Source organism: Pseudomonas sp. SK2 (genome assembly GCF_016772395.1).
GTDB classification, from domain to species: Bacteria; Pseudomonadota; Gammaproteobacteria; order Pseudomonadales; family Pseudomonadaceae; genus Aquipseudomonas; species Aquipseudomonas taiwanensis.
Window position 1 is genome coordinate 3,200,792 of sequence record NZ_CP061944.1, and the last position, 25,488, is coordinate 3,226,279.

The 25,488-nt window shown below is 63.0% G+C and carries 24 protein-coding genes; 15 read left to right on the forward strand and 9 right to left on the reverse strand.

The window, feature by feature from the left end; genetic code table 11:
- Positions 1-13 precede the first annotated feature (13 nt).
- A complete protein-coding gene (locus IF103_RS14315) occupies positions 14-1,666 on the forward strand; it encodes a nitrite/sulfite reductase (RefSeq protein ID WP_023381070.1) in 1,653 nt (550 codons plus the stop codon).
- Complete coding sequence (locus IF103_RS14320) at positions 1,650-2,144, forward strand: DUF934 domain-containing protein (protein ID WP_023381071.1); 495 nt, start codon at positions 1,650-1,652, stop codon at positions 2,142-2,144. The genes IF103_RS14315 and IF103_RS14320 overlap by 17 nt, the downstream gene beginning before the upstream one ends.
- Before the next feature lie 66 nt (positions 2,145-2,210).
- Here the strand turns inward: IF103_RS14320 and IF103_RS14325 are convergent, their stop codons facing one another.
- A complete protein-coding gene (locus tag IF103_RS14325; RefSeq protein WP_202675428.1) occupies positions 2,211-6,254 on the reverse strand; it encodes a leucine-rich repeat domain-containing protein in 4,044 nt (1,347 codons plus the stop codon).
- A 195-nt stretch (positions 6,255-6,449) separates the two neighbouring features.
- On the opposite strand from IF103_RS14325, the gene dkgB reads away from it, so the two are divergent.
- From dkgB to IF103_RS14340, 3 genes are all read left to right on the forward strand, one after another.
- Positions 6,450-7,253, forward strand: coding sequence for a 2,5-didehydrogluconate reductase DkgB (gene dkgB, locus IF103_RS14330; protein ID WP_104881592.1), 804 nt, complete (start codon positions 6,450-6,452; stop codon positions 7,251-7,253).
- Between the two features lie 156 nt (positions 7,254-7,409).
- Positions 7,410-8,591 (forward strand): MFS transporter, encoded by a 1,182-nt coding sequence (locus IF103_RS14335; RefSeq protein ID WP_202675429.1) that lies wholly within the window; start codon positions 7,410-7,412, stop codon positions 8,589-8,591.
- Positions 8,592-8,803: 212 nt separating this feature from the next.
- Complete coding sequence (locus IF103_RS14340) at positions 8,804-9,268, forward strand: nuclear transport factor 2 family protein (RefSeq protein ID WP_023381075.1); 465 nt, start codon at positions 8,804-8,806, stop codon at positions 9,266-9,268.
- Here IF103_RS14340 and IF103_RS14345 read toward each other — a convergent pair whose 3' ends face one another.
- Together IF103_RS14345 and IF103_RS14350 are read right to left on the reverse strand one after the other, a co-directional pair.
- Positions 9,269-10,555 (reverse strand): ATP-binding protein, encoded by a 1,287-nt coding sequence (locus tag IF103_RS14345; RefSeq protein ID WP_202675430.1) that lies wholly within the window; start codon positions 10,553-10,555, stop codon positions 9,269-9,271.
- A 65-nt stretch (positions 10,556-10,620) separates the two neighbouring features.
- Entirely contained in the window at positions 10,621-11,328 is a 708-nt protein-coding gene (locus IF103_RS14350; RefSeq protein ID WP_023381077.1) for a response regulator, read from the reverse strand.
- Positions 11,329-11,494: 166 nt separating this feature from the next.
- On the opposite strand from IF103_RS14350, the gene IF103_RS14355 reads away from it, so the two are divergent.
- The 8 genes from IF103_RS14355 to IF103_RS14390 all read left to right on the forward strand — a co-directional run bounded on the left by IF103_RS14355 (position 11,495) and on the right by IF103_RS14390 (position 16,050).
- A complete protein-coding gene (locus IF103_RS14355; protein WP_027907069.1) occupies positions 11,495-12,277 on the forward strand; it encodes an MlaA family lipoprotein in 783 nt (260 codons plus the stop codon).
- A complete protein-coding gene (locus IF103_RS14360) occupies positions 12,270-12,518 on the forward strand; it encodes a hypothetical protein (protein WP_023381079.1) in 249 nt (82 codons plus the stop codon). Before IF103_RS14355 ends, IF103_RS14360 begins: the two co-directional genes overlap by 8 nt.
- Before the next feature lie 83 nt (positions 12,519-12,601).
- Positions 12,602-12,994 carry a sulfurtransferase complex subunit TusD gene (tusD, locus tag IF103_RS14365; protein ID WP_027907070.1) on the forward strand — a complete coding sequence of 131 codons (393 nt, stop codon included), beginning with the start codon at positions 12,602-12,604 and terminating at the stop codon, positions 12,992-12,994.
- A gap of 1 nt (position 12,995) precedes the next feature.
- On the forward strand, positions 12,996-13,355 hold the full coding sequence (gene tusC / locus IF103_RS14370; RefSeq protein ID WP_027907071.1) for a sulfurtransferase complex subunit TusC: 360 nt from the start codon (positions 12,996-12,998) through the stop codon (positions 13,353-13,355).
- Positions 13,355-13,651, forward strand: coding sequence for a sulfurtransferase complex subunit TusB (tusB, locus tag IF103_RS14375; protein ID WP_023381082.1), 297 nt, complete (start codon positions 13,355-13,357; stop codon positions 13,649-13,651). The genes tusC and tusB overlap by 1 nt, the downstream gene beginning before the upstream one ends.
- The gene (locus IF103_RS14380; RefSeq protein ID WP_023381083.1) at positions 13,648-13,983 is read left to right on the forward strand and encodes a TusE/DsrC/DsvC family sulfur relay protein; all 336 of its coding nucleotides are present in this window, start codon (positions 13,648-13,650) and stop codon (positions 13,981-13,983) included. Before tusB ends, IF103_RS14380 begins: the two co-directional genes overlap by 4 nt.
- An 8-nt stretch (positions 13,984-13,991) precedes the next feature.
- Complete coding sequence (locus IF103_RS14385; protein ID WP_371919392.1) at positions 13,992-14,996, forward strand: glycosyl transferase family protein; 1,005 nt, start codon at positions 13,992-13,994, stop codon at positions 14,994-14,996.
- Positions 14,997-15,090: 94 nt separating this feature from the next.
- Positions 15,091-16,050, forward strand: coding sequence for a glutathione S-transferase family protein (locus IF103_RS14390; RefSeq protein ID WP_023381085.1), 960 nt, complete (start codon positions 15,091-15,093; stop codon positions 16,048-16,050).
- Between the two features lie 32 nt (positions 16,051-16,082).
- On the opposite strand, the gene cysG is transcribed toward IF103_RS14390, so the two are convergent.
- The 6 genes from cysG to IF103_RS14420 all read right to left on the reverse strand — a co-directional run bounded on the left by cysG (position 16,083) and on the right by IF103_RS14420 (position 23,628).
- Entirely contained in the window at positions 16,083-17,474 is a 1,392-nt protein-coding gene (gene cysG, locus IF103_RS14395) for a siroheme synthase CysG (protein ID WP_023381086.1), read from the reverse strand.
- Positions 17,475-18,755, reverse strand: a complete 1,281-nt coding sequence (gene serS, locus IF103_RS14400) for a serine--tRNA ligase (RefSeq protein ID WP_023381087.1) — start codon at positions 18,753-18,755, stop codon at positions 17,475-17,477.
- Between the two features lie 28 nt (positions 18,756-18,783).
- On the reverse strand, positions 18,784-19,158 hold the full coding sequence (gene crcB, locus IF103_RS14405) for a fluoride efflux transporter CrcB (RefSeq protein ID WP_023381088.1): 375 nt from the start codon (positions 19,156-19,158) through the stop codon (positions 18,784-18,786).
- Positions 19,155-20,480, reverse strand: coding sequence for a replication-associated recombination protein A (locus tag IF103_RS14410; protein ID WP_023381089.1), 1,326 nt, complete (start codon positions 20,478-20,480; stop codon positions 19,155-19,157). Before IF103_RS14410 ends, crcB begins: the two co-directional genes overlap by 4 nt.
- A gap of 12 nt (positions 20,481-20,492) precedes the next feature.
- On the reverse strand, positions 20,493-21,116 hold the full coding sequence (gene lolA, locus IF103_RS14415) for an outer membrane lipoprotein periplasmic chaperone LolA (RefSeq protein ID WP_023381090.1): 624 nt from the start codon (positions 21,114-21,116) through the stop codon (positions 20,493-20,495).
- A gap of 61 nt (positions 21,117-21,177) precedes the next feature.
- Positions 21,178-23,628, reverse strand: a complete 2,451-nt coding sequence (locus IF103_RS14420; protein WP_023381091.1) for a DNA translocase FtsK — start codon at positions 23,626-23,628, stop codon at positions 21,178-21,180.
- A gap of 348 nt (positions 23,629-23,976) precedes the next feature.
- Here IF103_RS14420 and aat point away from each other — a divergent pair, with 348 nt between their 5' ends.
- Positions 23,977-24,657 (forward strand): leucyl/phenylalanyl-tRNA--protein transferase, encoded by a 681-nt coding sequence (gene aat / locus IF103_RS14425; RefSeq protein WP_023381092.1) that lies wholly within the window; start codon positions 23,977-23,979, stop codon positions 24,655-24,657.
- Between the two features lie 56 nt (positions 24,658-24,713).
- Positions 24,714-25,421, forward strand: coding sequence for an arginyltransferase (locus IF103_RS14430; protein ID WP_023381093.1), 708 nt, complete (start codon positions 24,714-24,716; stop codon positions 25,419-25,421).
- The last annotated feature ends 67 nt before the right edge of the window (positions 25,422-25,488 follow it).

Sequence of the window (25,488 nt, forward strand, 5' to 3'; positions counted from 1 at the left end):
AGACAGGACTTTTATGTACGTATACGACGAGTACGATCAGCGGATCATCGAGGACCGCGTCAAGCAGTTCCGTGATCAGACCCGCCGCTACCTGGCCGGTGAGCTGAGCGAAGAAGAATTCCGCCCTCTGCGCCTGCAGAACGGCCTTTATATCCAACGTTTTGCCCCGATGCTGCGCGTCGCCGTGCCGTACGGCCAGCTGAACTCGACCCAGGTCCGCTTGCTGGCCAAGATCGCCCGCGACTACGACAAGGGCTATGCGCACATCAGCACCCGGCAGAACGTGCAGTTCAACTGGCCTGCGCTGGAAGATGTTCCAGACATCCTGGCCGAGCTGGCCACCGTGCAGATGCACGCGATCCAGACCAGCGGCAACTGCCTGCGCAACACCACCACCGACCAATTCGCCGGTGTGGCTGCCGACGAAGTCGTCGACCCTCGCCCCTGGTGCGAAATCATCCGCCAGTGGACCACCTTCCACCCGGAATTCGCCTACCTGCCGCGCAAGTTCAAGATTGCGGTCAACGGCTCGCAGGAAGACCGCGCGGCCATCGAAGTCCACGATATCGGCCTGGAGCCGGTGCGCAACGAAGCCGGCGAGCTGGGCTTCCGCGTGCTGGTCGGCGGTGGCCTGGGCCGTACCCCGGTGGTCGGTTCGTTCATCAACGAATTCCTGCCATGGCAGGACTTGATCAGCTACCTGGACGCGATCCTGCGCGTGTACAACCGTTACGGTCGCCGTGACAACAAGTACAAGGCGCGCATCAAGATCCTGGTCAAGGCACTGACCCCTGAGGTGTTCGCCGAGAAGGTCGAGGCCGAAATGGTCCACCTGCGTGGCGGCAGCACCACCCTGACCCAAGCGGAAGTCGACCGTGTGTCGCGCCACTTCGTCGACCCTGACTACAAGGCGCTGGAAAACGTCGACTACAGCGCACTGGACCAGGAGCACCCAGGCTTCGCCCGCTGGCGCTCGCGCAACACCCGCGCCCACAAGAAGCCCGGCTACGTGGCCGTGACCCTGTCGCTCAAGCCGACCGGTGTAGCACCAGGCGACCTGACCGACAAGCAGCTGGACGCCGTGGCGGACCTTGCCGAGCGCTACAGCTTCGGTTTCCTGCGTACTTCCCACGAGCAGAACATCATCCTTGCCGACGTCGAGCAGCGTCAGCTGCACACGCTGTGGATGGAGCTGCGCGAGAACGGCTTCGCTACGCCGAACATCGGCCTGCTGACCGACATCATCTGCTGCCCGGGTGGTGACTTCTGCTCGCTGGCCAACGCCAAGTCGATCCCGATCGCCGAGTCCATCCAGCGCCGCTTCGACGACCTGGACTACCTGTTCGACATCGGGGAAATCGACCTGAACATTTCCGGCTGCATGAACGCCTGCGGCCACCACCACGTGGGCCATATCGGCATCCTCGGCGTGGACAAGAAGGGTGAGGAGTTCTACCAGGTTTCCCTGGGCGGCAACGCCGCGCGCGGCGCGAGCCTGGGCAAGATCCTCGGCCCGTCCTTCGCCCAGGAAGACATGGCCGATGTGATCGAGAAGCTGATTGCCGTGTACGTGGAACAGCGTACCGAAGAAGAGCGCTTCATCGACACTTACCAGCGTATCGGCATCGACCCCTTCAAGGAACGCGTCTATGCAGCGAATCATTAAGAACAACCAACTCGTCGACGAAACCTGGCACCTGCTGCCCAAGGAAACCACCCTCGACGAGCTGACCAACTGCGACGACTACATCGTCCCCCTGCAGCTGTGGCGAGACCATGCCCACGTGCTCAAGGCCCGCGACGGTGGCCTGGGTGTGTGGCTGGACAGCGACGAAGAAGCCGAGGAGATTGGCGACGACGTCGACCAGTTCCAGGTCATCGCCCTGAATTTCCCGGCCTTCACCGACGGGCGCAGCTACTCCAATGCGCGCCTGCTGCGAGACCGCTACAAGTTCAAGGGCGAACTGCGCGCCATAGGCGACGTGCTGCGCGACCAGCTGTTCTTCATGGCCCGCTGCGGCTTCGATGCCTTCGCCATCCGCGCCGACAAAGACCCGGAAGATGCGTTGCAAAGCCTGAAGGACTTCTCGGTCACCTACCAGGCCGCCACCGACGAACCGCTGCCGCTGTTCCGCCGCCGCTGATTCGACCGTGTTTGCCACAACGGCCCGCCTCCTTGGCGGGCTGTTGCATTTCCGCAGGCCGCTTCTTCAAGCGTGGCTGCGGCCTTGTCGACTGAGCGTATCGAGTTGCAACTGGACGGCTTGCAACCGGGCCATGGCTTCAACATCCAGCGGATTACGAAAAAGATTCAGTCGGGTCGGGTGATTTCGAATCCACTGCAGCGCCTGCTGACTCAGATCGACGATCAGGTTCTCGGCAAGGTCGACATACAGGTCAGGATGACGTTCGAGGAAAGCGAGCGGCAGCTCGGTCAGGCCAGTGGCGCGCAACGACAGGTGGCTAAGGTGATCCAGGTTGCGCAGCGCGGGAACAGTGCCGATCGGGTTGCCCCCCAGGTGCAGGGTTCGCAGTGCACTGAACGCTTCCAGGCGCTGGGCACCCGGCCCATCTATGACGATCTGGTTGCCTGTCAGGTACAACTCCTGCAGTTTCCTCAAGCGCTCCAAACCCTCGGGAATGGCGGTCAGCTGGTTGTCACGCAGGTCCAGAACGCTCAGCTGGCTTAGCTTGGCGAGGTCCCCAGGCACACGGATCAAGCGGTTGTCGCCTACATTCAACTGCCTGAGTCGGCTCAGCTCTCCCAGCCCTTTTGGCAGCCCGGCAAGCTGGTTATAAGAAAGGTCCAGCTCGAGCAGCCCTGTCATCTGCTCGATCCCGGCAGGCAGACTTTCGAATCGGTTTCCACTGAGGCTCAGGTACTGCACGCGCACGAGTCTGTGAATCGAATCAGGCAACCGGATCAGTCGGTTGTCGCTGAGGTCCAGACGAGTCAACAGGGTCATCTGTTGCAAACCCTCGACATCAGCCAAGCGGTTGCGCTGTAGATCCAGCCGCGTCAACCGCTGCAGGCCCCCCAACTCCGGTAATGCAACCAGCTCGTTGTCGTTGGCGATCAACTCGGCCAGGCCGGTAAGTTGCCCCACACCGTCGATGGCCGTCAGTTTGTTGAACTGCAAATCGAGCGTGTTCAGATGCCTCATGCCATCAAGCCGGGGCACGCCGACCAGTTTGTTGCCGCCCAGTTGCAACTGGCGCAGGTTGGGGAAGCGACTCAGAAATGCGTCATCCAGCGACTTCAGGGCCACATTGACCAAGCTCAACCGGTGTATGTGCTTGAACGCGAGGTCCGCTGGCAGCTCTGGCCAGGTGCCCATGGGCAGGTTGCGCACCACCAGTTCGCTGACACCATGCGGCCCGAAAAACTCCGGTTCCCAAGCCTCGCGAATCAACTGCCCCGCTTGTTGCCGACTGCGGTACGCAGGGTCCAGGTACACGCCTCGCCAGGCCCTGAGGCTCGACTCCAGCCTATCCACCTGCCTGGCCAGTTCGCTGAAGGCAACCCAGATCGACTGCCCGGGCCTTCGCGCCAACTGGAAAATCAGCCAGTGGATGTCCGCGGCAGAGCGGTGCGGAAACAGGTGCCATACGCCGGCACGAATCGACTGGCGCGCCTGGGCAGCGCCGGCATTGACTGCCTCGCCCCTTGGCAGCCAGCCAATCTCCCCGCCACTGAGCGGATAGCCCAGCCGGCCATCACCCAGGCGTACCGGCGGACGCACTCCCAGAGCACTCGGCGCCATGCCCAGCAGGTGAGCGGCCCGCTCGCGTTGGTCAGAGGCCCTCAGGGCAAGGGCCTGGCTCAAGGACTCGGGCGAGCGGCCCGCCTCCCCCAAGTCATGTTTCTGGGCATCGACCAACTGCAGCCACAACGCTTTGAATAAGCTGTCGTCCACCTGCGCCGAAGGCAACCCGGTGCCATGGCCATCCACCGCCTGGTAGCCCTGTCCACGTTTGATGATGTAGCCCACCTGCGTGGCATCCTGGGCAGCGCTGCGCGCTCGAAGCTCTCCAGCGACGCCGCCCAGGCGAATTTCGATGCGCAGCGTGTCCGGCCAGGCTGACCAATGGTCAATCAAACCCAGTGCCAAGCGTTCGCTGTCAGGGTTGATCGCGTCCGCCTGGTAGAAACCGACACAAGCCCGATCCAGGCGGCTGTCGCGCAGCGCCCAACGCGCCTGGGTGGCCAGCGGCAACGGAACACGGCCGCTGTTGACCAGGGTTTCGATCTGCTGCGTGCCGGCGTGCTCGACGATTTCCTGCGCGGCGCGCGCCGACAAGCCCGGAAAATCCCTACGCAACAATTGGGCAGCTGGCGTCGGTGCGGCCTGCATCGCGGCGAGGTGCTGCTCGAACGCCTCGCCGATCAGGCCAGGCTGGCGCTCGTGCAACTGGTAGCGCTGCAAGGCATCCCACAAACGCGCAGGTGCAGGCGCATGCTCCAGGTGCAACTCGCGCAGCCGGTCCTCGTCGAAACCGGCAATATGCATGACCCGTTCGGCTGTCTGCCGGTCGAGTGTGGCCCATTCACTGCCCAACCGCTGCATCAGGTAGTGCGGATCCTGCCAGTCCCGTGGCGTTTCCAACTGATGGCGCCAGCCGCCCTCACCGTTATCATCGAGCCAGGGCGAGTACGCAGACGACCTGCGAGGGTGCTGGATGCGAAAACCGCCGTGCTCCTCACGTACCTGATAAGTCGCCTGCAGGGTACGCACCCTCGTCGTGCCCGCCACCTGGGTGCGTTCACCGACCGCCACGTCCTGATCAGGCACTGCGTAGCCCGGCAGGCTGGGGTCGATCAGCCGGACCTGCTCGCCAGCCGTCAGCACCGGAACCAGCCTGTCCACCTGGGCAGAACGCTCGATCAGCCTGGCCGCAACCTGTCCAGCGCCAGCCAGGGTAATGCCTGCGGCTACGTTTTCGGCCACACCCCACACATGCTTCAAGGCCCCTTCCCGGTCACCCAATTGCCAATCCTCATAGCCTTCGAAGACCGCATCGGCGATCTGCAGGGCCGCGATGCCCAACAGGGGCAGGCCCAGGGCTGGCACGAACAGGCTAGCCAGCCCCAGTACGTTCAGGCCTGCGTTTGCGTATTCGGACATTCGCTGCTCGCGTTCGGCCTTGGCCGCCTGCGCGCTAGGGACAGCCAGAAGCGCTGCATCGTCCAGCATAGTGTCCACGCGAACCTCGCGCAGATGTCGAAACAACGGCGCATTGATCCGGTGGCTGCGGCCATCGAGTTGGATCGCCCCATGGCCTGCGGCACTTCGGATCAAGCCATCGAGTGCCTGGACGAACCCTGGACGGTCGCGCTCACTGATGAACCGCGCGAAGAAGGCCGCATAGTCCGGCGCCTTGAAACGCCGCCCAAGCCCCTGCCAGAGGGCCGCCCAGGTGTCGAAGCGTTGCAACGCGCCATGCGGATCGTCCGGAACCCACAGCACTACCCCCTGCAGCGGCGCATCCGACTGGAGGCCATGGCGAATCTCGAATGCCACGCCACCACGCACTCGCTTGCCGAGCACGCGAAAGTCGAACGGCACGGCGCGCCCGGAATTCGGGCCAACGATGGGCGCCACCGAGATGATAGGCAACAGCGAGTAGTAGGTTGCCCGGTCGATTCCGCCACTGAGCAGGGCCAGGCGCACGGAGGCCTCCAGCGCCGCACGGGCGCCCTCTTCCAGCAAATGGCGCATGTCGGCCGGCCTCGCAATAACCTCATCGAGGTGGCGTTGATAGGCATCGCCAACATCCACCTCGCGGCAAAGCTGCATGAAGGCGGCAGGTTGCAGCGCCAACGGCTCATCCTGCGCATCGACGATCACCGAGGTGTGCAGCGCGCCGGACGGCGCTGTTTCGTGTTCGGCGAAATTCTGCAGCGCAGCCGCCAGTAAAGTCACCTCACTGACCTCTTCCACGCGCCGGCCCAATGCGCCCGGAGCGCCCTGTGCGGGAACCACGATCCGGGTGTGGCGCAGTTTGGCCCTGCGGACATCCGTTCGCGGCCACCCGCGCGCTGCCAATGCCTGCCCAAGCAGCGCTTCGCCGAAGGTATCCAAAGGCGCCACCCTGGCGAAGCGAGCCGCCAGTTGGTGCTGGATGCGTTGCTGCTGCAACAAACTCGTACGCAACCTGCTCAGATCATCCAGCGAGGCAGCGGTGAGCCATTCCGGCAACCTGCTGGCGATCAGGGAGTCGACATCGTGTGGTGGGGAGGGTTCGAAGGTCATGGAGGCGGTCCTTTGGGTGAAAACCCAAGCTAAACAGGCTACCGCTCCACCCAAGCACTACTTATGTGATGCACCGGCGATTCGTGACTGCAAGTCAAATATCCTTGGCCGCGCATGCCCTTAATCATTTCCCGGGAAACCCGCACACTGCTCGCCACTGGCAACAACGACGAACTTCATTGATCAGGAGCCTACATGAGCATTCCATCCTTCGGCCTCGGCACATTCCGTCTTACCGGCCAGGCCGTCATCGACTCGGTCACCTCCGCCCTGGAGCTGGGCTATCGGGTGATCGATACCGCGCAGATCTACAAGAACGAAGCCGAGGTCGGCGAGGCCATCGCCAAGAGCGGCGTACCTCGTGACGAGCTGTTCATCACCACGAAGATCTGGGTCGAGAACTATAGCGCCGAAAAGCTGGTTCCCAGCCTGCGCGAAAGCCTGAGCAAACTGCGCACCGCGTACGTCGATCTGCTGCTGATTCACTGGCCGGCCCCCGGCAACGGTGTCGAACCGAGCGAATACATGACGGCCTTGGCCGAGGCCAAGAAACTGGGCCTGACCCGCCAGATCGGCATCTCCAACTTCAACATCGAGCTGACCCGACAGGCAATCGAGGTGGTCGGCAAAGGCGAGATCGCCACCAACCAGATCGAACTGAGTCCTTACCTGCAAAACCGCAAGCTCGCGGCGTTCCTCAAGGAACAGGGTATTACCGTCACTTCCTACATGACACTGGCCTACGGCAAGGTCTTGAAAGACCCGGTACTGTCCGAGATCGCCAACAAGCACAAGGCCACCGTGGCACAGGTAGCATTGGCCTGGGCCATGCAACTGGGATATGCGGTGATACCGTCGTCCACCAAGCGCGAGAACCTGGCAAGCAACCTGCTGGCCCGCAGCCTGCGCCTGGACGATGACGACATGGCGCGCATCGCTACCCTCGAGCGCAACGGCCGAGAAGTCAGCCCGGACAACCTGGCGCCCGCCTGGGACTGAAACCAGCAGCGGGCTGGGCCGCGAAGCACGCTGCGCAGTGGGTGGCACGGGCAGTGCCCGTGTTCGCGGGCAAGCCCGTTCCTGCAGTGATCACGCTCGCTTTCAGACGACACCGTTTCACCTGCGATCTTCCCTATTTTCAAACCGGAGCTGCCGATGAGCACGCTTTCCTCCAAACGGGTTCTGTTCGCCCTCGCCATCGGCGCATTCGGCATCGGAACCACCGAGTTCACCCCCATGGGCCTGCTGCCGGTGATCGCTGACGGCGTTGGGGTCAGCATTCCCAGCGCGGGCATGCTGATTACCGCCTACGCCGTGGGCGTCATGGTCGGTGCACCGATCATGACCCTGCTGTTCAGCCGCTTCGGCAAGCGTGCCGCATTGATGGGGCTGATGAGCATCTTCACCCTGGGCAACCTGTTGTCGGCGCTGTCGCCGGACTACTACACGCTGCTGGCCTCGCGCCTGGTCACCAGCCTCAACCATGGTGCCTTCTTCGGCCTGGGCGCAGTGGTGGCCGCCAGTGTCGTACCCAAGGACAAGCAAGCGAGTGCCGTGGCCACCATGTTCATGGGCCTGACCATCGCCAACATCGGTGGCGTGCCCGCCGCCACGTGGGTGGGCCAGCAGGTCGGTTGGCGCATGGCCTTCGCTGGCACCTCCGTGCTCGGCCTGCTGGCGATGGCGACGCTGTGGTATGCACTGCCCAAAGGTGAACGCGGCAGTGTGCCTCACGTGCGCAAGGAGTTGGCAGTGATTGCCCGCCCCAGCGTGTTGCTGGCCATGGCCACCACCGTATTGGGCGCAGGCGCCATGTTCACCCTGTACACCTACGTAGCGCCGGTACTTTCCGAGTTGACCGGGGCCTCGCACTCCTTCGTCACCCTCGCCCTGGTGCTGATCGGCGTGGGTTTCACCTTTGGCAACAGCCTCGGCGGACGCCTGGCCGATTGGTCGCTGGACGGGGCGGCGAAAATCTTCCTGGGCGTGCTGGCCGTGATCATGCTGCTGATGCCCCTGGTGCTGGCCAGCCATGTCGGCGCCGCTGCCGCCCTGCTGATCTGGGGGGTGTTCACCTTCGCCGTGGTCCCACCGCTGCAAATGCGGGTGATGATCGCCGCCAGCGAGGCGCCAGGACTGGCATCGTCCATCAACGTGGGCGCCTTCAACCTGGGTAATGCGTTGGGTGCGGCATTGGGTGGGGCGGTGATCAGCGTGGATCTGGGCTACGCTGCAGTGCCCATGGCGGGTGGTTTGTTGGCAGGCGCCGGGCTGCTGCTGGTCTGGCTTGGCCAGCGTGGCAAGGCCGGCCAGGCCTCCCTGAGCGACGCCGCGTAAACGGCTGGCGGGGGCTGCGTTACCCGCGCAGCCCCGGCTGGTCATCCTCGCAAGCAACCGCGCATTATTCCACCGGCCGCAACTATGAAGTGCCGGTCGCGCGGATTCTCCGCCAGCGTGCGCAATAGTAGCCTTCATCGTGCCGATCGACGAAATGGCCACACATCGTCGCCAACAGATCCGTTCCTTCCCTTCATTAGAGGAATACCACGATGTCCCGTCCTCCACTGCCACCGTTCACCCAGGCCTCGGCCATCGAAAAAGTCCGTCTCGCCGAAGACGGCTGGAACAGCCGCGATGCGGCGAAGGTCGCGCTTGCCTATACCCCGGACACCCGCTGGCGCAACCGCGTCGAGTTCGCCACCAACCGTGAACAGGCCCAGGCCTTCCTGACCCGCAAATGGAACCGCGAACTGGAATACCGCCTGATCAAGGAGCTGTGGGCGTTCACCGGCAATCGCATTGCAGTGCGTTACGCCTATGAGTACCGCGACGACAGCGGCCAATGGTTCCGTGCCTACGGCAACGAGAACTGGGAGTTCGCCGAGGACGGGCTGATGCAGAACCGCCACGCCAGCATCAACGAAATGCCCATTGCCGAAGCGGAGCGCAAATTCCGCTGGCCACTGGGCCGTCGCCCGGACGATCACCCAGGCCTCAGCGACCTGGGGCTCTGATCAATCGATCGGCAACGTGACCCTGACCTGCAGCCCACCCTCTGGGCGGTTGGTCAGGGTTACGCTCCCCCCTTGCTCAAGCACGATCGCACGCACCGTCGCCAACCCAAGCCCCACCCCTCCGGTAGTCTTGTTACGCGAGCCTTCGATACGGAAGAACGGCGCGAAGACCTGCTTATGCAATTGCGGGGCGATGCCTGGCCCACGGTCGAGCACTTGGATTTGCAACTCATCAGCGCTCACGCGCAATTCAAGCCTCGGCTCCCGGCCATACTTGGCGGCGTTGTCGATGAGGTTGACCAGCACTCGCTTGAGCGCAATCGGCCGCCCGACGTAAACCCAGTGACGCGGGCCGTCGAAAGCCACCTCCACACCGGCATCCTTGTAATCGTCCACCACCGTCTGCAGCAACTCGCCCAGGTCGAATGCCGTGGTCTGCTCGAACCGCGCATCGTCCCTGAAGAACTCGAGTGCGGCGTTGACCATGGACTCCATTTCGTCCACATCCTTGAACAGCTTCGCCTGCAATTGGCTGTCTTCGACGAACTCGCCACGTAGTCGCATCCGTGTCAACGGCGCCCGCAGATCATGGGAAATGGCGGCCAGCAGCTGCGTGCGGTCATTGAGAAAATGCTTGAGTTGCGCCTGCGTGGCGTTGAACGCGAGTATCGCCTGGCGCAGGTCATGGGGGCCGACCACAGGAATGGGCGGTGCGTTGAAGTCCTTGCCGAATCGCCGCGCACCTTCGGCAAAGCGCTCCAGTGGACTTGCCAGGTAGCGGCCAGCCAGCACGGCCACGGCAACGCTGGACGCCAGCATCAGTACGAGGATTATCAGGTAGCGGGGCAACTCATCCAGCCCCCAATTGCGCGAGGGAGCGCGAAACACCACCCATGAACGATCCGACAACTCGATCATCAGCGCATAACCCTGCCCCGCCAGCTCGGGCGGCAGGTTCGGTGGCCCGTAGGCTTCGATCCTGGCATCGGGCCGACCCAGCAACGCACGCAAGATCGGCTCGCCCTCGGGAAAGCCTGCATCCCTCACCCTGGGGATACCCGCGTCGGCATGCCGCTGCAGCCATTGCACGCGGTAGGTAGTGTCACCGGCCGCTTGGGCAATCGTCGCGCGCTGCTCCACAGGCGCGACGTCGAGGATGCGAGTGACGGAAGCGATTCGCTCGATGATTCCGCTTTGCAGCAAGGGCGGTTGCGCCCAGGTTTCCAGCACGAGACTGAGCAGGCCACGCACGGCCAGCAAAGCCAGCATCGCGACCAGCGTCGTCATCGCGATCCAGCGGGTGATGGTGATGCGGGGACGCCACCCTTTCTGACGGCCTAGCGCCCTTGCCTTCACCGCCTTACCACCGTTGGCGTGAACAGGTAACCGACGTTGCGCAGCGTGCGGATGAGCGGTTCGACCTGGCTATCGGTCTCCAGCTTGCGACGCAAGCGACTGACCTGCACATCGACGCTGCGGTCATACGCTTCATGCGTCTCACCGCGCGCAAGGTCGAGCAGTTGCTGACGGCTCAGCACTCGCCGTGGGTGCTCGGCGAACACCAACAGCAATTCGAACTCGCCATTGGACAGCGGTATCATCACCTGCTGGGGAGAGCGCAGTTCGCGCCTCACCACGTCCAGCTGCCAGCCCGAGAATTCAAGAATCGTGCGCGAATTGCCCGCCGGCACCGGGGCTTCACCGGCACGTCGCAAGACCGCCCTGACCCGGGCCAGGAGCTCACGAGCGGCGAACGGCTTGGTCAGGTAGTCATCCGCGCCCAGCTCCAGCCCTACCACGCGATCACTCAGCTCGCCCATGGCGGTGAGCATGATCACTGCCAACTGGTGCTCGGCGAGCAGTCGCTGGCACAACACCAGGCCGCTTTCGCCGGGCAGCATGACATCGAGGATGACCAGATCCGGTACCCGTCGCGCCAATGCCCGCCACAGGCCTGCACCATCGCTGGCCACCTCCACGTCATAGCCGTGCTGGCGGAGGAATTTCTGCAGCAGGTCCAGCACTTCGACATCGTCGTCGACAATCAGCAAATGACTCACACAATGGCACCACGGGAATAGGCAAGATGGCGTATTTAAGACCATCCGACCGGTGCCGTCATATATTTCAACCCGGAAACAATGCATCAGGACGGAGACAAAGCGGACATGCCCAGGCAAAAAAGCACCCGCAGCATCTGCACCCGTTCTCGTCAGGAATGCATCCATGTCTGCTTCTGTTTTGCTATCGGCATCTGCCCGCAGTGCGCTGCTGGCCCTCCTGTTGCTCAGCGCCGGGGGCTGTAGCCAACGGGCCGCTTCAACGACCCTCGCGTGCAGCGACCCCCGCTACCAGATCAGTGACCCCGCCGAGCCGGCCAACCGCGCGGTGTTTGCCTTCAACCGAGGCGTCGATGACTACATCGCGGCGCCGGTCGCCCGTGGCTATACCCAACTGCCCGAAGCCGCCCAGCAGGGCGTGCACAACTTCGTCGCCAACTTCGGTGAACCCAAGGTATGGGTAAACGACTTGCTGCAAGGCAATGTCGAACGCTCGATGACTACCCTGTCGCGGTTCATCTTCAACACCACCTTCGGCCTGGCCGGCCTGATCGACGTTTCCGGGAAGATGGGCCTGGAGCGCCACAGCGCGGACTTTGGCCAGACCTTCGGCGTCTGGAGCATCGGTGCCGGGCCTATCGTGGAACTGCCGCTGCTGGGCTCGCATAACCTGCGCGACGCCACGGGACGCGTACTGAGCCTGGCCATCGACCCGTTCGGCGACAACAGCGACACGGTCCAGACCCTGAACACCGTTGCCATGACCGGTGGCGCAGTGGCAGGACGCGCCCAGGCGCTTGCGCTGACCGACGTGCTGCAAGAGGCGCCGGACTATTACCGCGCCGTGCGCGACTACACCGCGATGGTGCGCGCCCACTATGTGGCCGAGGGCAAGGCCGGCAAGCACATTGCGTGGGTTCCTAGCTGCCGGGAGCAAGGCGATGAGTGACCCAGCCAATGCGTCGATGTTGCTGTTCAGACGCCTGGAACGTGCCGCATCGGAGTCCGTTCTGCTGCATGAATTGCAAGCCAGGGTGTCCGACGATGGCCAACACCTGATCGTGAGCCGCTACCGGGAGCATCGCACCGCACAAGGCCGTCCGCACTGCCGCGAGGTTCATCGCAGCGTGCCGATCACTGCACTGCTCAAGTGGATGGCCAAGCAAGGCGCGGTTTTGAACAGCCTCTAGAACCCGCCACAGGGCCCAGCCCGCCCCAACAGGTGCGGGCTGTTTTGCATTATCATGGCGTCATTCCTTTACACGAGTTGCCCATGAAATTCGCAATTGCGGTGTTTTCCCCGGCCCACGCGCCCTCCTCGCGTCGCGCCCTGCGCTTTGCCGAGTCAGTGTTGGCGGGCGGGCATGAAATTGTCCGACTGTTTTTCTACCAAGATGGCGTGCACAGCGCCTCGGCCAATATCGTCGCACCCCAGGATGAACTGGACTTGGCCGGCCAATGGCGCACCTTCGTCGAGCGACACCAGCTCGACGCCGTGGTGTGCATCGCCGCCGCCCTGCGTCGCGGCGTGCTCGACGATGCCGAAGCCAACCGGTACCAGCGTCCGGCGGTCAACCTGCCCAAACCCTGGGCATTGTCGGGCCTGGGCCAGTTGCACGAGGCCGCTCAGCTCGCCGATCGCCTGATCTGCTTCGGAGGCGACTGAGATGAGCAAGTCCCTGTTGATCATCAGCCGCCAGGCACCTTGGAGCGGGCCCTCGGCCCGAGAGGCGCTGGACATTGCACTGGCCGGCGGCGCGTTCGACCTGCCATTGGCCATGCTGTTTCTCGACGATGGCGTGTTCCAGCTCACCCCAGGCCAGCAACCGTCCACCGTGCAGCAAAAAAATCTTGCCGCCAACCTGCAGGCCTTGCCGATGTTCGGTGTCGAAGCGCTTTTCGCCTGCGGCCACAGCCTGAACCGGCGCGGCCTGAGCGACCAAGCCTTGGCGCTGCCAGTGCAAGTAATGGAAGACGAGGCCCTTGCTGAACTGATCGCCCGTTTCGACCTGGTGGTGACCCTCTGATGACGACCCTGCATGTTATTGCCCACTCCCCCTTTGGCGATGACCGCCTGAACAGTTGCCTGCGCCTGCTGGGTGCCGGGGATGGCTTGCTGCTGTGCGGCGACGCGGTGTACGCCCTGCGCCCGGGCAGCGAACCCTATGCTGCGCTGCAGGCCAGCGGCCTCGGACAACGCCTGTTCGCCCTCGAAGAAGACCTGCAGGCGCGCGCCCTCGATAGCGACCTGGCCAAGCCTGTCGATTACCCGGCTTTCGTCGCGCTTTCGCTGGAATATGACAAGGTCAACAGCTGGCTATGAGTACCCTGACTGTCGGTGATCGCGACATCGCCCTGGACAAAGACGGCTTCCTGGTCGACCTGCAAGACTGGTCGCAGCCGGTTGCCGAAGCCCTCGCTAGCCGCGAAGGCATTTCCCTGACCGCGGATCACTGGGAAATCCTCGCTTTGCTGCGTCAGTTCTATGAGGAATACCAGCTGTCCCCGGCCACCCGCCCGCTCATCAAGTACACCGCGCTCAAGCTGGGCCCGGAGAAGGGCAACAGCCCGCACCTGAACCGCCTGTTCAATGGCACGCCCGCCAAACTCGCCGCCAAGCTGGCGGGCCTGCCCAAGCCGACCAACTGTATATGACCGAGCCGATGACCAACAGCCCGCGCCCACTCACTCTGCAAACCCCGGCCGAGCACCCTTTCGCCGAATTCGTACGCATTCTGGGCAAGGGTAAGCGCGGCGCCCGTAGCCTGACCCGTGAGGAAGCCCGCGCCGCGATGGCCATGCTGCTCGAAGGCCAGGTCGAGGACACTCAGCTGGGTGCATTCCTGATGCTGTTGCGGCACAAGGAAGAAAGTGCCGAGGAGCTGGCCGGTTTCACCGAAGCCCTGCGGGCACACCTGCAAGCACCCTCGATGGCCGTCGATCTGGATTGGCCCAGCTATGCCGGCAAGAAGCGCCACCTGCCCTGGTTCCTGCTGTCGGCCAAATGCCTGGCCCAAAACGGTGTGCGCATCCTGCTGCACGGCGGCGGCGCGCACACTGCCGGACGTCTGTACACCGAGCAACTGCTCGACCTGCTGCACATTCCGCTGTGCCGCGACTGGGCAGCGGTGTCCAGTGCCCTGGACCAGCAGCAACTGGCGTTCATCCCACTGCAAGACTGGGCCCCCCAGTTGCAACGCATGATCGACCTGCGCAACACCCTTGGCTTACGCTCACCGATTCACTCCCTGGCCCGGGTGCTCAATCCTTTGGGTGCCCGCTGTGGCCTGCAGAGCATCTTCCACCCCGGCTACCAGGCCGTGCATCGCGAGGCCAGCCGCCTGCTTGGCGACCATGCCGTGGTCATCAAGGGCGATGGAGGCGAAATCGAGGTCAACCCCGATGTCATCAGCCACTTGTACGGCACCTCCGCCGGCGAGGCATGGGACGAGGAATGGCCGGCACTCAGTGAGCGCCGTCATGTCAAGCCAGCCAGCCTGCAACCGGAACATCTAATGACGGTATGGCGGGGCGAGGCACAGGACAGCTATGGCGAAATGGCCGTGGTCGCGACGATGGCCTTGGCGTTGCGAGGGCTTGGACAATCGCGGGAGGAGGCCTTCGAAACCGCTCGCCACTACTGGACCGCGCGCAAACAATCGAAATAGCCGATCAAAGCCCCCCAGTCTTTGCGCTATTTATTCGAACGTTTTCACCTAGACTGGGCTCCAACGACAAACACTTTGTTCCGAGGAGCTCAGCATGGGCCTTTTGATCGACGGCCGCTGGCACGACCAGTGGTATGAAAACGGCAAGGACGGCGCCTTCAAACGTGAAAACGCCCAACGCCGCAACGCGCTACCCGCTCCTGAAGCCGGCCGCTACCATCTGTATGTCTCGCTGGCCTGTCCATGGGCCCATCGCACCCTGATCGTACGCGCCCTCAAAGGGCTCGAACCCCTGATCGACGTGTCGGTGGTGAGCTGGCTGATGGGCGAAAACGGCTGGACTTTCGACGTCCAGAACGGCTCCACCGGCGATCACCTGGACGCACTGAGCTACCTGCACCAGCGCTATACCCAAGACGATCCGCATTACACCGGGCGCGTCACCGTGCCTGTGCTGTGGGACAAACAGCAAAAGCGCATCGTCAACAACGAGTCGTCCGAGATCATTCGGATCTTCAACACGGCGTTCAACGAACTGACCGGCAACCTGCTGGACCTGTATCCCGAGCCGCTGCGCCCGACCATCGACGCGCTCAATGCCCGTATCTACCCTACGGTGAACAATGGTGTTTACCGCGCAGGCTTCGCCACCACACAAGAAGCCTATGAGGCTGCGTTCGACGATGTGTTCAATGAACTGGACGCCCTGGAAGACCTGTTAAGCCGCCAGCGCTACCTGGCCGGTGAGTACCTGACCGAAGCCGATGTGCGCTTGTTCACCACGCTCATACGTTTCGATGCGGTGTACCACGGCCACTTCAAGTGCAACCTGCGTCGTCTGGCCGACTACCCGAACCTGTCCAACTGGCTGCGTGAACTGTACCAATGGCCCGGCGTTGCGCAGACGGTGAACATGGAGCACATCCAGAAGCACTATTACATGAGTCACAAGACCATCAACCCGACAGGCATCGTGCCAAAGGGGCCGCTGCAGGACTTCAACCTGCCACACGATCGGCAACGCTTGGTGGGTAAAGGCATCTGGAAAGACTGAAATAACGGGGGCCGCTAAGCGGCCCCGGTTACTCAATCTTGCTGCGACCCTTCGAACCAGGCCAGCTTCTCACGCAATTTCACCACCTCCCCCACGATCACCAGGGTCGGCGCATGCACTTCGTGCCGGGCCACAAGCTCTGGCAGATCTGCCAGGGTGCCGGTGAACACCCGCTGATTTCGCGTAGTCCCCTGCTGCACCAGCGCCGCAGGCGTGCTGGCCGCACGGCCATGGCGAATCAGTTCGGCGCAAATGGTCGGCAACCCCACCAACCCCATGTAGAACACCAGCGTCTGGGCAGGCGCGACCAAGTCATTCCAAGGCAGGTTGCTGGTGCCGTCCTTGAGATGGCCAGTGACGAAGCGCACCGATTGCGCATAGTCACGATGGGTCAACGGAATACCGCCGTAGGCAGAGCAACCACTGGCCGCGGTAATGCCCGGTACTACCTGGAACGGGATACCCTGTTCGGCCAGCTCCTCGATCTCCTCGCCACCGCGGCCAAAGATGAACGGATCACCGCCCTTGAGCCGCAGTACACGCTTGCCCTGGCGGGCCAGATCGACCAGCAGGCGGTTGATCTGGTCCTGCGGCACGGCATGGTCGGAGCGGCGCTTGCCCACGTAGATACGCTCGGCATCACGCCGGCACATCTCGATGATCGCCGGGGCCACCAGACGGTCGTACAACACCACATCGGCTTGCTGCATCAGGCGCAAGGCACGGAAGGTCAGCAAGTCTGGATCGCCAGGACCGGCCCCCACCAGATACACCTCACCACCCTGCTGCACCGGCGCGCCCTCGACCATGGCCTGCAGCAGGCGCTCGGCCTCGGCGCCCTGCCCGGCCAACTGGCGCTCGGCGATGGGGCCTTGGAACACCGTCTCCCAGAAGCCCCGACGCTGATTGACATCCGGATACAAGCCCTTGACCTTGTCACGGAACCGCGCAGCCAGGCCAGCGAGTTCGCCATAGGCCGACGGAATCCAGGCCTCGAGCTTGGCGCGGATCAACCGCGCCAGCACCGGGGCATCGCCGCCACTGGAAACCGCCACCACCAGGGGTGAGCGGTCGACGATCGCCGGGAAGATCACCGTGCACAGCGCCGGGGCATCCACCACGTTGACCGGCAGGCTGCGTGCCTGGGCATCGGCCGAGACCTGGGCGTTGAGCGCAGTGTCATCGGTCGCGGCAATAACCAGACGGCAGCCGTCCAGATCGCTCATGCGATAGCCACGCACCTGCACCTCGCCGCCACCTTCATGGGCCAGCGCGGCCAACTGGCTGTCGACCTCGGGCGCGACCACCCGCAGCACGGCGCCAGCATCGGCCAGCAGGCGCGCTTTGCGCAAAGCGATTTCGCCACCGCCGACGACCAGTACGCGGCCGCCTTGCAGCTTGTGGAACAGGGGCAGGAAATCCATTTAGCGGATGACCTCGACACCACCCATGTATGGCTTGAGCACCTCGGGCACGCGGATCGAGCCATCGGCCTGCTGGTAGTTCTCCAGAACAGCCACCAGGGTGCGGCCGACCGCCAGGCCAGAGCCGTTGAGGGTGTGCACCAGCTCAGGCTTGCCGGTTTCCGGGTTACGCCAGCGCGCCTGCATGCGTCGGGCCTGGAAGTCACCGCAGTTGGAGCACGAGCTGATTTCGCGGTACTTGTCCTGGCTAGGCACCCACACTTCCAGGTCGTAGGTCTTCACCGCACCGAAGCCCATGTCGCCGGTGCACAGCGCCAGCACGCGATAGGGCAGTTCCAGCAGCTGGAGCACGCGCTCGGCATTGGCGGTCAGGCCTTCCAGCGCTTCCATGGACTTGGACGGCTCGACGATCTGCACCATCTCGACCTTGTCGAACTGGTGCTGACGGATCATGCCGCGGGTGTCGCGGCCGGAGGCGCCCGCTTCGCTGCGGAAGCAAGGCGTGTGGGCAACCAACTTGAGCGGCAATTGCTTGGCATCAAGAATCTGGTCGGCCACCAGGTTGGTCAGCGACACTTCGGCGGTAGGAATCAGGTAGAAGTCGGCTTCGCCATCGCGGCTGATCTTGAACAGATCTTCCTCGAACTTCGGCAACTGACCGGTACCCTGCAGGGCCGGCGCTTGCACCATGTACGGGGTGTAGTGTTCCTCGTAGCCGTGTTCACCGGTGTGCAGGTTGATCATGAACTGCGCCAGGGCGCGGTGCAGACGGGCGATCGGGCCACGCAGCACGGCGAAGCGGGCACCGGACAGCTTGGCTGCGGCTTCGAAGTCCAGGCCTTTGCTGATTTCGCCCAAGGCCACATGGTCCTTGATTTCGAAATCGAAGGCACGCGGCGTGCCCCAGCGGCGCACTTCGACGTTGTCTTCTTCGCTCGCGCCGACCGGTACGCTGGCATCCGGCAGGTTGGGGATGGTCAGAAGAATGCCGTCCAGCTCCGCCTGGATACCATCGAGTTCAGCCTTGCCAGCGGCCAGCTCGTTGGCCATGCGCTCGACATCGGCCATCAGCGGCGCAATGTCCTCGCCCTTGGCCTTGGCCTGGCCAATGGACTTGGAGCGGGCATTGCGCTCAGCCTGCAGTTGCTCGGTACGGGTCTGCACCGCCTTGCGGCGCTCTTCCAGTGATTCGATGCGCGCGACATCCAGGCTGAAGCCACGGGAGGCCAGGCGATCCGCCACTTCCTGAAGTTGGCCGCGTAACAGTTTGGCATCGAGCATATCGTTCTCTCGTTATGTTTAGGTTGGTTCAGAATCGAGTCAGGGACAGGCCGGCCCAGGTTGCGAGCAAGCCCCCCATCACGCTAATACCGGTATAGCCCAAGGCGAGCGGTACCTGCCCGCTTTCCATCAGGCGCACGGTATCGAGCGAGAAAGAGGAAAAAGTTGTAAGGCCGCCGAGGAAGCCGACAATCAGCCCGGCGCGCAGCTCGACCGGCGCCAGCGGCTTGTGCAGGAACAGGCCGTAAAGCAGGCCGATCAGCAGGCAACCTACCAGGTTGACCGCCAGCGTACCGAGATAGAAGTGCCGTGGCCAGTGGGCCGATACCCAGTTCGAGGTGGCGAAGCGCAGCAGTGTGCCAGCGATGCCACCCGCACTGACGGCGGCGATGAGTGCGATCATGGTTTTCTCCGCTGCCGTGGGCTGTTGCGATCCAGGTCAGCCAGATGGCGAAGCTTTTCGCCGATTTTCAGTTCCAGGCCGCGGGGCACCGGCTGGTAATACTGGCGGGGTTCAAGCTGCTCGGGGAAGTAATCTTCACCAGCGGCGTAAGCATCCGGCTCGTCATGGGCATAGCGGTACTCTTCGCCATACCCCAGTTGTTTCATCAGCTTGGTCGGCGCGTTGCGCAGGTGCAGCGGCACCTCCAGCGAGCCATGCTCGGCGGCCTCACGCAACGCCGTCTTGAAGCCCATGTAGACGGCGTTGCTCTTTGGCGCGCAGGCAATGTAGGTGATGGCCTGCGCCACCGCCAGCTCACCCTCGGGACTACCCAGGCGTTCCTGGACATCCCAGGCCGCCAGGCACAGGCTCAGCGCACGAGGGTCGGCGTTGCCGATGTCCTCACTGGCCATGCGCACCACCCGGCGTGCGATGTACAGCGGGTCGCAGCCGCCGTCGAGCATGCGCGCGAACCAGTACAGGGCCGCGTCGGGATTGGAACCACGCACCGATTTGTGCAGCGCCGAAATCTGGTCGTAGAACGCCTCGCCGCCCTTGTCGAAACGGCGACGGCTGTCGCCGAGCAGGCTTTGCAGCAGGTCGACACCGATCTCTCCACCGTCCTCTGCCAGGTCCGAGGCGTTTTCGAGGAAATTGAGCATGCGTCGGCCATCGCCATCGGCGGCCGCCATCAGCATCTTGAAGGCATCGTCGCCTACCCGCAGGTTGCGCTTGCCCAGGCCGCGCTCTTCACTCAACGCGCGGTCAACCAGCTTGCGCAACGCCGGCTCGTCAAGGCTCTTGAGCACATACACCCGCGCCCGCGACAGCAAGGCGTTGTTCAATTCGAAGGACGGGTTCTCAGTGGTAGCGCCGATGAAAATCAGCGTGCCATCTTCCACATATGGCAGGAAGGCGTCCTGTTGGGACTTGTTGAAGCGATGCACCTCGTCGACGAACAGGATGGTGCGCCGACCGTACTGCCCCGCCTGCTGCTTGGCCACCTCAACCGCCTGACGGATCTCCTTGACCCCGGCCAGCACCGCGGAAACCGTTTCGAAGTGAGCATCGCAGAACTGCGCCAGTAACCGCGCCAGGGTGGTCTTGCCCACCCCGGGCGGTCCCCAGAAAATCATCGAGTGCAACGCACCCTGCTCCAGCGCCTCGCGCAGCGGCTTGCCGCGCGCCAGCAGGTGCTCCTGGCCGACGTACTCGTCCAGGTTCGCCGGACGCAGGCGGGCCGCCAGGGGCTGGGCGACGGGTTCGCTTCGAAACAGGTCCATGGCGGGCTCTGGTTACTCCTTGATGACGTCCGCGCCTTTCGGGACGTCGAACTTGAACTTGCTGTCCGGCACCGCCTGGTTGGCCTTCACCCCGTTGAACAGGATATTGGTGCGCTGGCCGACACTGTCGATCAGTTGCATGTCGTTGACCAAACCCTTGCGGAAGGAAATACGCAGGGAATCGAACAGGGTGTCCTTGGTCTTGGGCTTCAAGGTGAAGTCCATGACTTCGCCCTGCTCCTTGGAGGTGATGTCGAAACTCTGGCTGATCTTCGACACATCACCGGACAGCAGCAACGCCGGGGTCTGGTTCAGGCGCACGTCGAGCTTCTTGATGGTCGCCTGCTCAAGGTCAGGGTCCCACAGGGTGACGTTCTTGCCGTCGGAAACCACCACCTGCTCCTGGGGTGCGTCGGTGTGCCAGTAGAACAGGCCGGGACGTTTTACCGTCATCTTGCCGCTGGTTTCCTGCAGGCTCGTGCCACTGGCATCCAGGGTCAGCTGAGAGAAGTTGGCCTCGATGGTCTGGGACTTCTCCAGCAATTGGGTCAGACGCTGTACATCCTGCTCACCAGCGTAAGCCGACAGGGAGCCCAGGGTAAGGGCAGAAACCAACAGCATGCGAATCGCGCGCATGGGAATCCTCATTGAGCATTGAATAGGCCGGATGCCACCGTTGGCACCCGGCAAGGTGTGATCAATCGCGTGGGCCGCCCGGGGCAATCACTTCGCGGGAACCGTTGCTGTTCATCGGGGTGACGACACCGGCCATTTCCATCGCTTCGATCATACGCGCGGCACGGTTGTAACCGATCTTCAGCTTGCGCTGCACCGCCGAAATGGAGGCGCGCCGGCTCTCGAGCACGAACTGCACGGCCTCATCATACAAGGCATCGCTTTCCGAATCGTCACCGTCGCCGCCACCGCCGCCGCCTTCGAAGCCGCTGCCGGCTTCTTCGACGCCGTTGAGGATGTCGTCGTTGTAGTCCGGCGCCCCTCGGAGCTTCCAGGCCTCTACCACCCGATGCACTTCATCGTCGGAGACGAACGCACCGTGCACGCGGATCGGCAGGCTAGTGCCCGGAGGCATGTAGAGCATGTCGCCGTGGCCCAGCAATTGTTCGGCGCCACCCTGGTCGATGATCGTCCGCGAGTCGATCTTACTCGATACCTGGAACGCCATGCGGGTCGGAATGTTGGCCTTGATCAAGCCGGTGATCACATCCACCGACGGGCGCTGGGTCGCGAGGATCAGGTGAATGCCCGCGGCACGTGCCTTCTGGGCGATACGGGCAATCAGCTCTTCGACCTTCTTGCCGACGATCATCATCATGTCGGCAAATTCGTCGACGATCACCACGATGGTTGGCAGGGTCTTCAGCGCTGGTGGCTCGTCGTCCATGCTCTCGCGACGGTACAGCGGGTCATGGATGATTTCGCCGGCTTCCTGGGCGTCCTTGATCTTGCGGTTGAAGCCCGCCAGGTTACGCACGCCCATGGCCGCCATCAGCTTGTAGCGCCGCTCCATCTCGGCCACGCTCCAGCGCAGGGCGTTGGCGGCGTCCTTCATATCGGTGACCACCGGGCACAGCAGGTGCGGGATGCCTTCGTAGATCGACAGCTCAAGCATCTTCGGGTCGATCATGATCAACCGCGCGTCTTCGGGGCTGGACTTGAACAGAATCGACAGGATCATCGCGTTCACACCGACCGACTTACCGGAGCCGGTGGTACCGGCCACCAGCAGGTGTGGCATCTTGGCCAGGTCGGTGATCACTGGCTTGCCGCCGATGTCGTGACCCAGGGCCAGGGTGACCGGCGACTTCTGCTCATCGTACTGCGGCGTGGCGAGAACCTCGGAGAACCGCACCATCTGCCGGTTTTCGTTGGGGATCTCGATACCCACGGTAGTCTTGCCAGGAATGACTTCGACCACCCGCACGCTGGTTACCGCCAGGGAACGCGCCAGGTCCTTTGCCAGGTTGGCGATACGGCTGACCTTGACCCCGGCCGCAGGTTGAATTTCGTAACGGGTAATGACCGGGCCCGGGTGGATCGAGTCCACCGAGACTTCCACGCCGAATTCCTTGAGCTTGATTTCCAGCAGTTGGCCGACACCGGCCAGGGACTCTGGCGAATACTCGATCTTCTTCTGCTCGGCCGGGTCGAGAATGGAAATCGACGGCAAGGTGCCTTCCACGGCGCTGTCGACGAACAACGGCGCTTGTTTTTCCTTCATCACCCGCTTGCTCGGCTCTGCTGGCTTGGCCGGCGTTGGCGCAATGATCACCGGTGCCGTTGGCTGCTCGCGCGACACTGCGGGCTCACGCGCCAGCACGGGCCGAATCGGGGTCTCGTCGCGTTCGACGCTGCGCTCGCGCGGTTGCGGTTGTGGTTGCTGCGGTTTGGCCGGCTCGCGCTTCTCGGCGGCCATCGGCGCCACATCGAAGACTGGCTCGTCGACCTCACGCAGTTGCGCCACCAGGCGCTTGCGCTCGTTGCGGGCCTCCCACCAGCGATTGGCTGCGCCCTGCACCAGCTCGAACAGGTCAAGGGTGATCTTGCCGGTCATGTCCATCACCTTGAACCACGACAGGTCGGTGAACACGGTCAGGCCGAACAGGAACAAGGCAATGAACATCAGCGTGCTGCCCTGCACATTCAACAGATTGCGCGCCAGGTCGCCAAGGCTTTCGCCCAAGGCCCCACCCGCGGAAAACGGCAGGCTCTCGGGCGGATGGAAATGGATATGCGCCAGCGCCGCACCGGACAGCACCAGGAACACCAAACCGATCAGGCGCCAGGAGAACAGCCAGCCGCTCCACTGCCAGGGCTGGTGGCGCTCACGGAAGATCTGCCAGGTCTTGATCGCCAGCAGCAGCGGGAAGATATAGGCGAAATAACCCAGCACCATGAACAGGATGTCGGCGAAGTAGGCACCGGCGCGCCCAGCGGCATTCTGCACCTGCTCGACGTTGCTGGTGTGGCTGAAGCCCGGGTCCGAGGTGTCGTAAGTCAGCAGGGCCATCCACAGGTACAGGCACAGGGCGCCGACAGCGATCAACGCACCTTCCTTGAGGCGGTAGTGCAGCTGCTGCCGCCACTGGGGCACTGGCAAAGGGGCTGGAGTTGCGGTGGATTTCTTCAAAACGCGTCTATTCCTGCGCGTGGTGCGCGTCCAATAGTGATCGGCCGGTCACTGGCCAATGAACCACTACTTTTAACATTACTGCCCGCCTGCCGCCATGGCGGCACGCCGTATGGCCGGCTTAGCGGGCGACTTTCGTATAGGTGCAATTTGAGCACGCATTTTCTTTCGTGACAAAGGCTTATGCTGTGTTTTTGCACAGGTGTGACAGCAAATGTGGTGGATGGTGCCGATGGGAACATGAATGTGTAGGAAATTACCGGCAGCCCAGCCAGACAGCGCTGGCATTGACCCCATACGCCTGGCGCGCCATGCTGCCCTCTCCCCTCCCCCACCGCACGATAGACCATGCTGACCTGGCTGACCCGCGACTCGCTCACCTTCCCTCCCCTGGAAAAGGCCCTGCATGACCCCAATGGCCTGCTGGCCGCCGGTGGCGACCTGAGCCCCGAGCGCCTGGTCCAGGCTTACCGACATGGCTGCTTCCCGTGGTACCAGGATGGCCAGCCGATCCTGTGGTGGTCGCCCGACCCCCGCACGGTGCTGTTTCCAGACGAGCTGCACATCTCCAGGTCCCTGGCCAAGCTGATGCGCCAAGGCCGCTACCAGGTGAGTTTCGACACCGACTTTCCTGCCGTCATCGCCGCCTGCGCGGCACCTCGGGATTATGCCGACGGCACCTGGATCACCGACACCATGCGCGCCGCCTACTGCGAACTGCACCGGCGCGGCATCGCGCACTCGGTGGAAGTGCGCCAGAACGGCGAGCTGGTGGGTGGCTTGTACGGCCTGGCCATGGGTCGACTGTTTTTCGGGGAGTCGATGTTCAGCCGTGCCGACAACGCCTCCAAGGTCGGTTTCGTGACGCTGGTCAACCACCTGCGCCAGGCCGGATTCGTGCTGATCGACTGCCAGATGCCCACCGACCACCTGCATAGCCTTGGCGCCCGCGCCATCAGCCGCGCCGAGTTCGCAAGCTACCTCAACCGCCACCTCGACCAGCCCAACAGCGCCACCTGGGTTCCCTAGGCGAGTTCTGCCAGCTGGCTTACACTTAAAGCAAAGTCTCACCGAGGGGGTTGATCATGACAGAGCTGGCGCGGTTGAAGTTTTATGCCACTCAACCCCACTCCTGCAGCTACTTGCCGGACGAGCAGGCGACAACGCTGTTCCTCGATCCCAGCCAGCCGATGGACGTGCATGTCTATGCCGACCTGTCGGAAATGGGGTTTCGTCGCAGCGGCGACCACCTCTATCGCCCCCATTGCCAGAACTGCAATGCCTGCGTGCCAGCGCGCATCCCTGCCGCCCGCTTCCTCCCCAATCGCCAGCAGCGGCGCATCCTGAAGCGCAACGCAGACTTGACCGTGACCGCGGCGCGCCCGGCGTTCAAGGAAGAGTATTTCGACCTGTACCGACGCTACATCGAAACCCGACACGCCGATGGCGACATGTACCCACCGAGCCGTGACCAGTTCTCCACCTTCCTGGTACGCGACCTGCCTTTTTGCTGGTTCTACGAATTCCGCCTGGGCGAACGCTTGCTGGCTGTGGCGGTATGCGACCTGCTACCCAACGGTCTGTCAGCCGTTTACACCTTCTACGAACCTGAGGAAGAGCGCCGCAGCCTTGGCCGATACGCCATCCTCTGGCAGATCACCGAAGCGCTTCGCCAGAACCTTGAAGCGGTTTACCTGGGGTATTGGATAAAGAACTGCAAGAAGATGAACTACAAGACCCAATATCGCCCTATCGAGCTGCTGATCAATCAGCGCTGGGTCACCCTCAACTGAAAGCATTGGCTTGACACACAGTTATCGGGCATAATCCACGCCACTTTTTTGCCCGGTGCAGTCATTG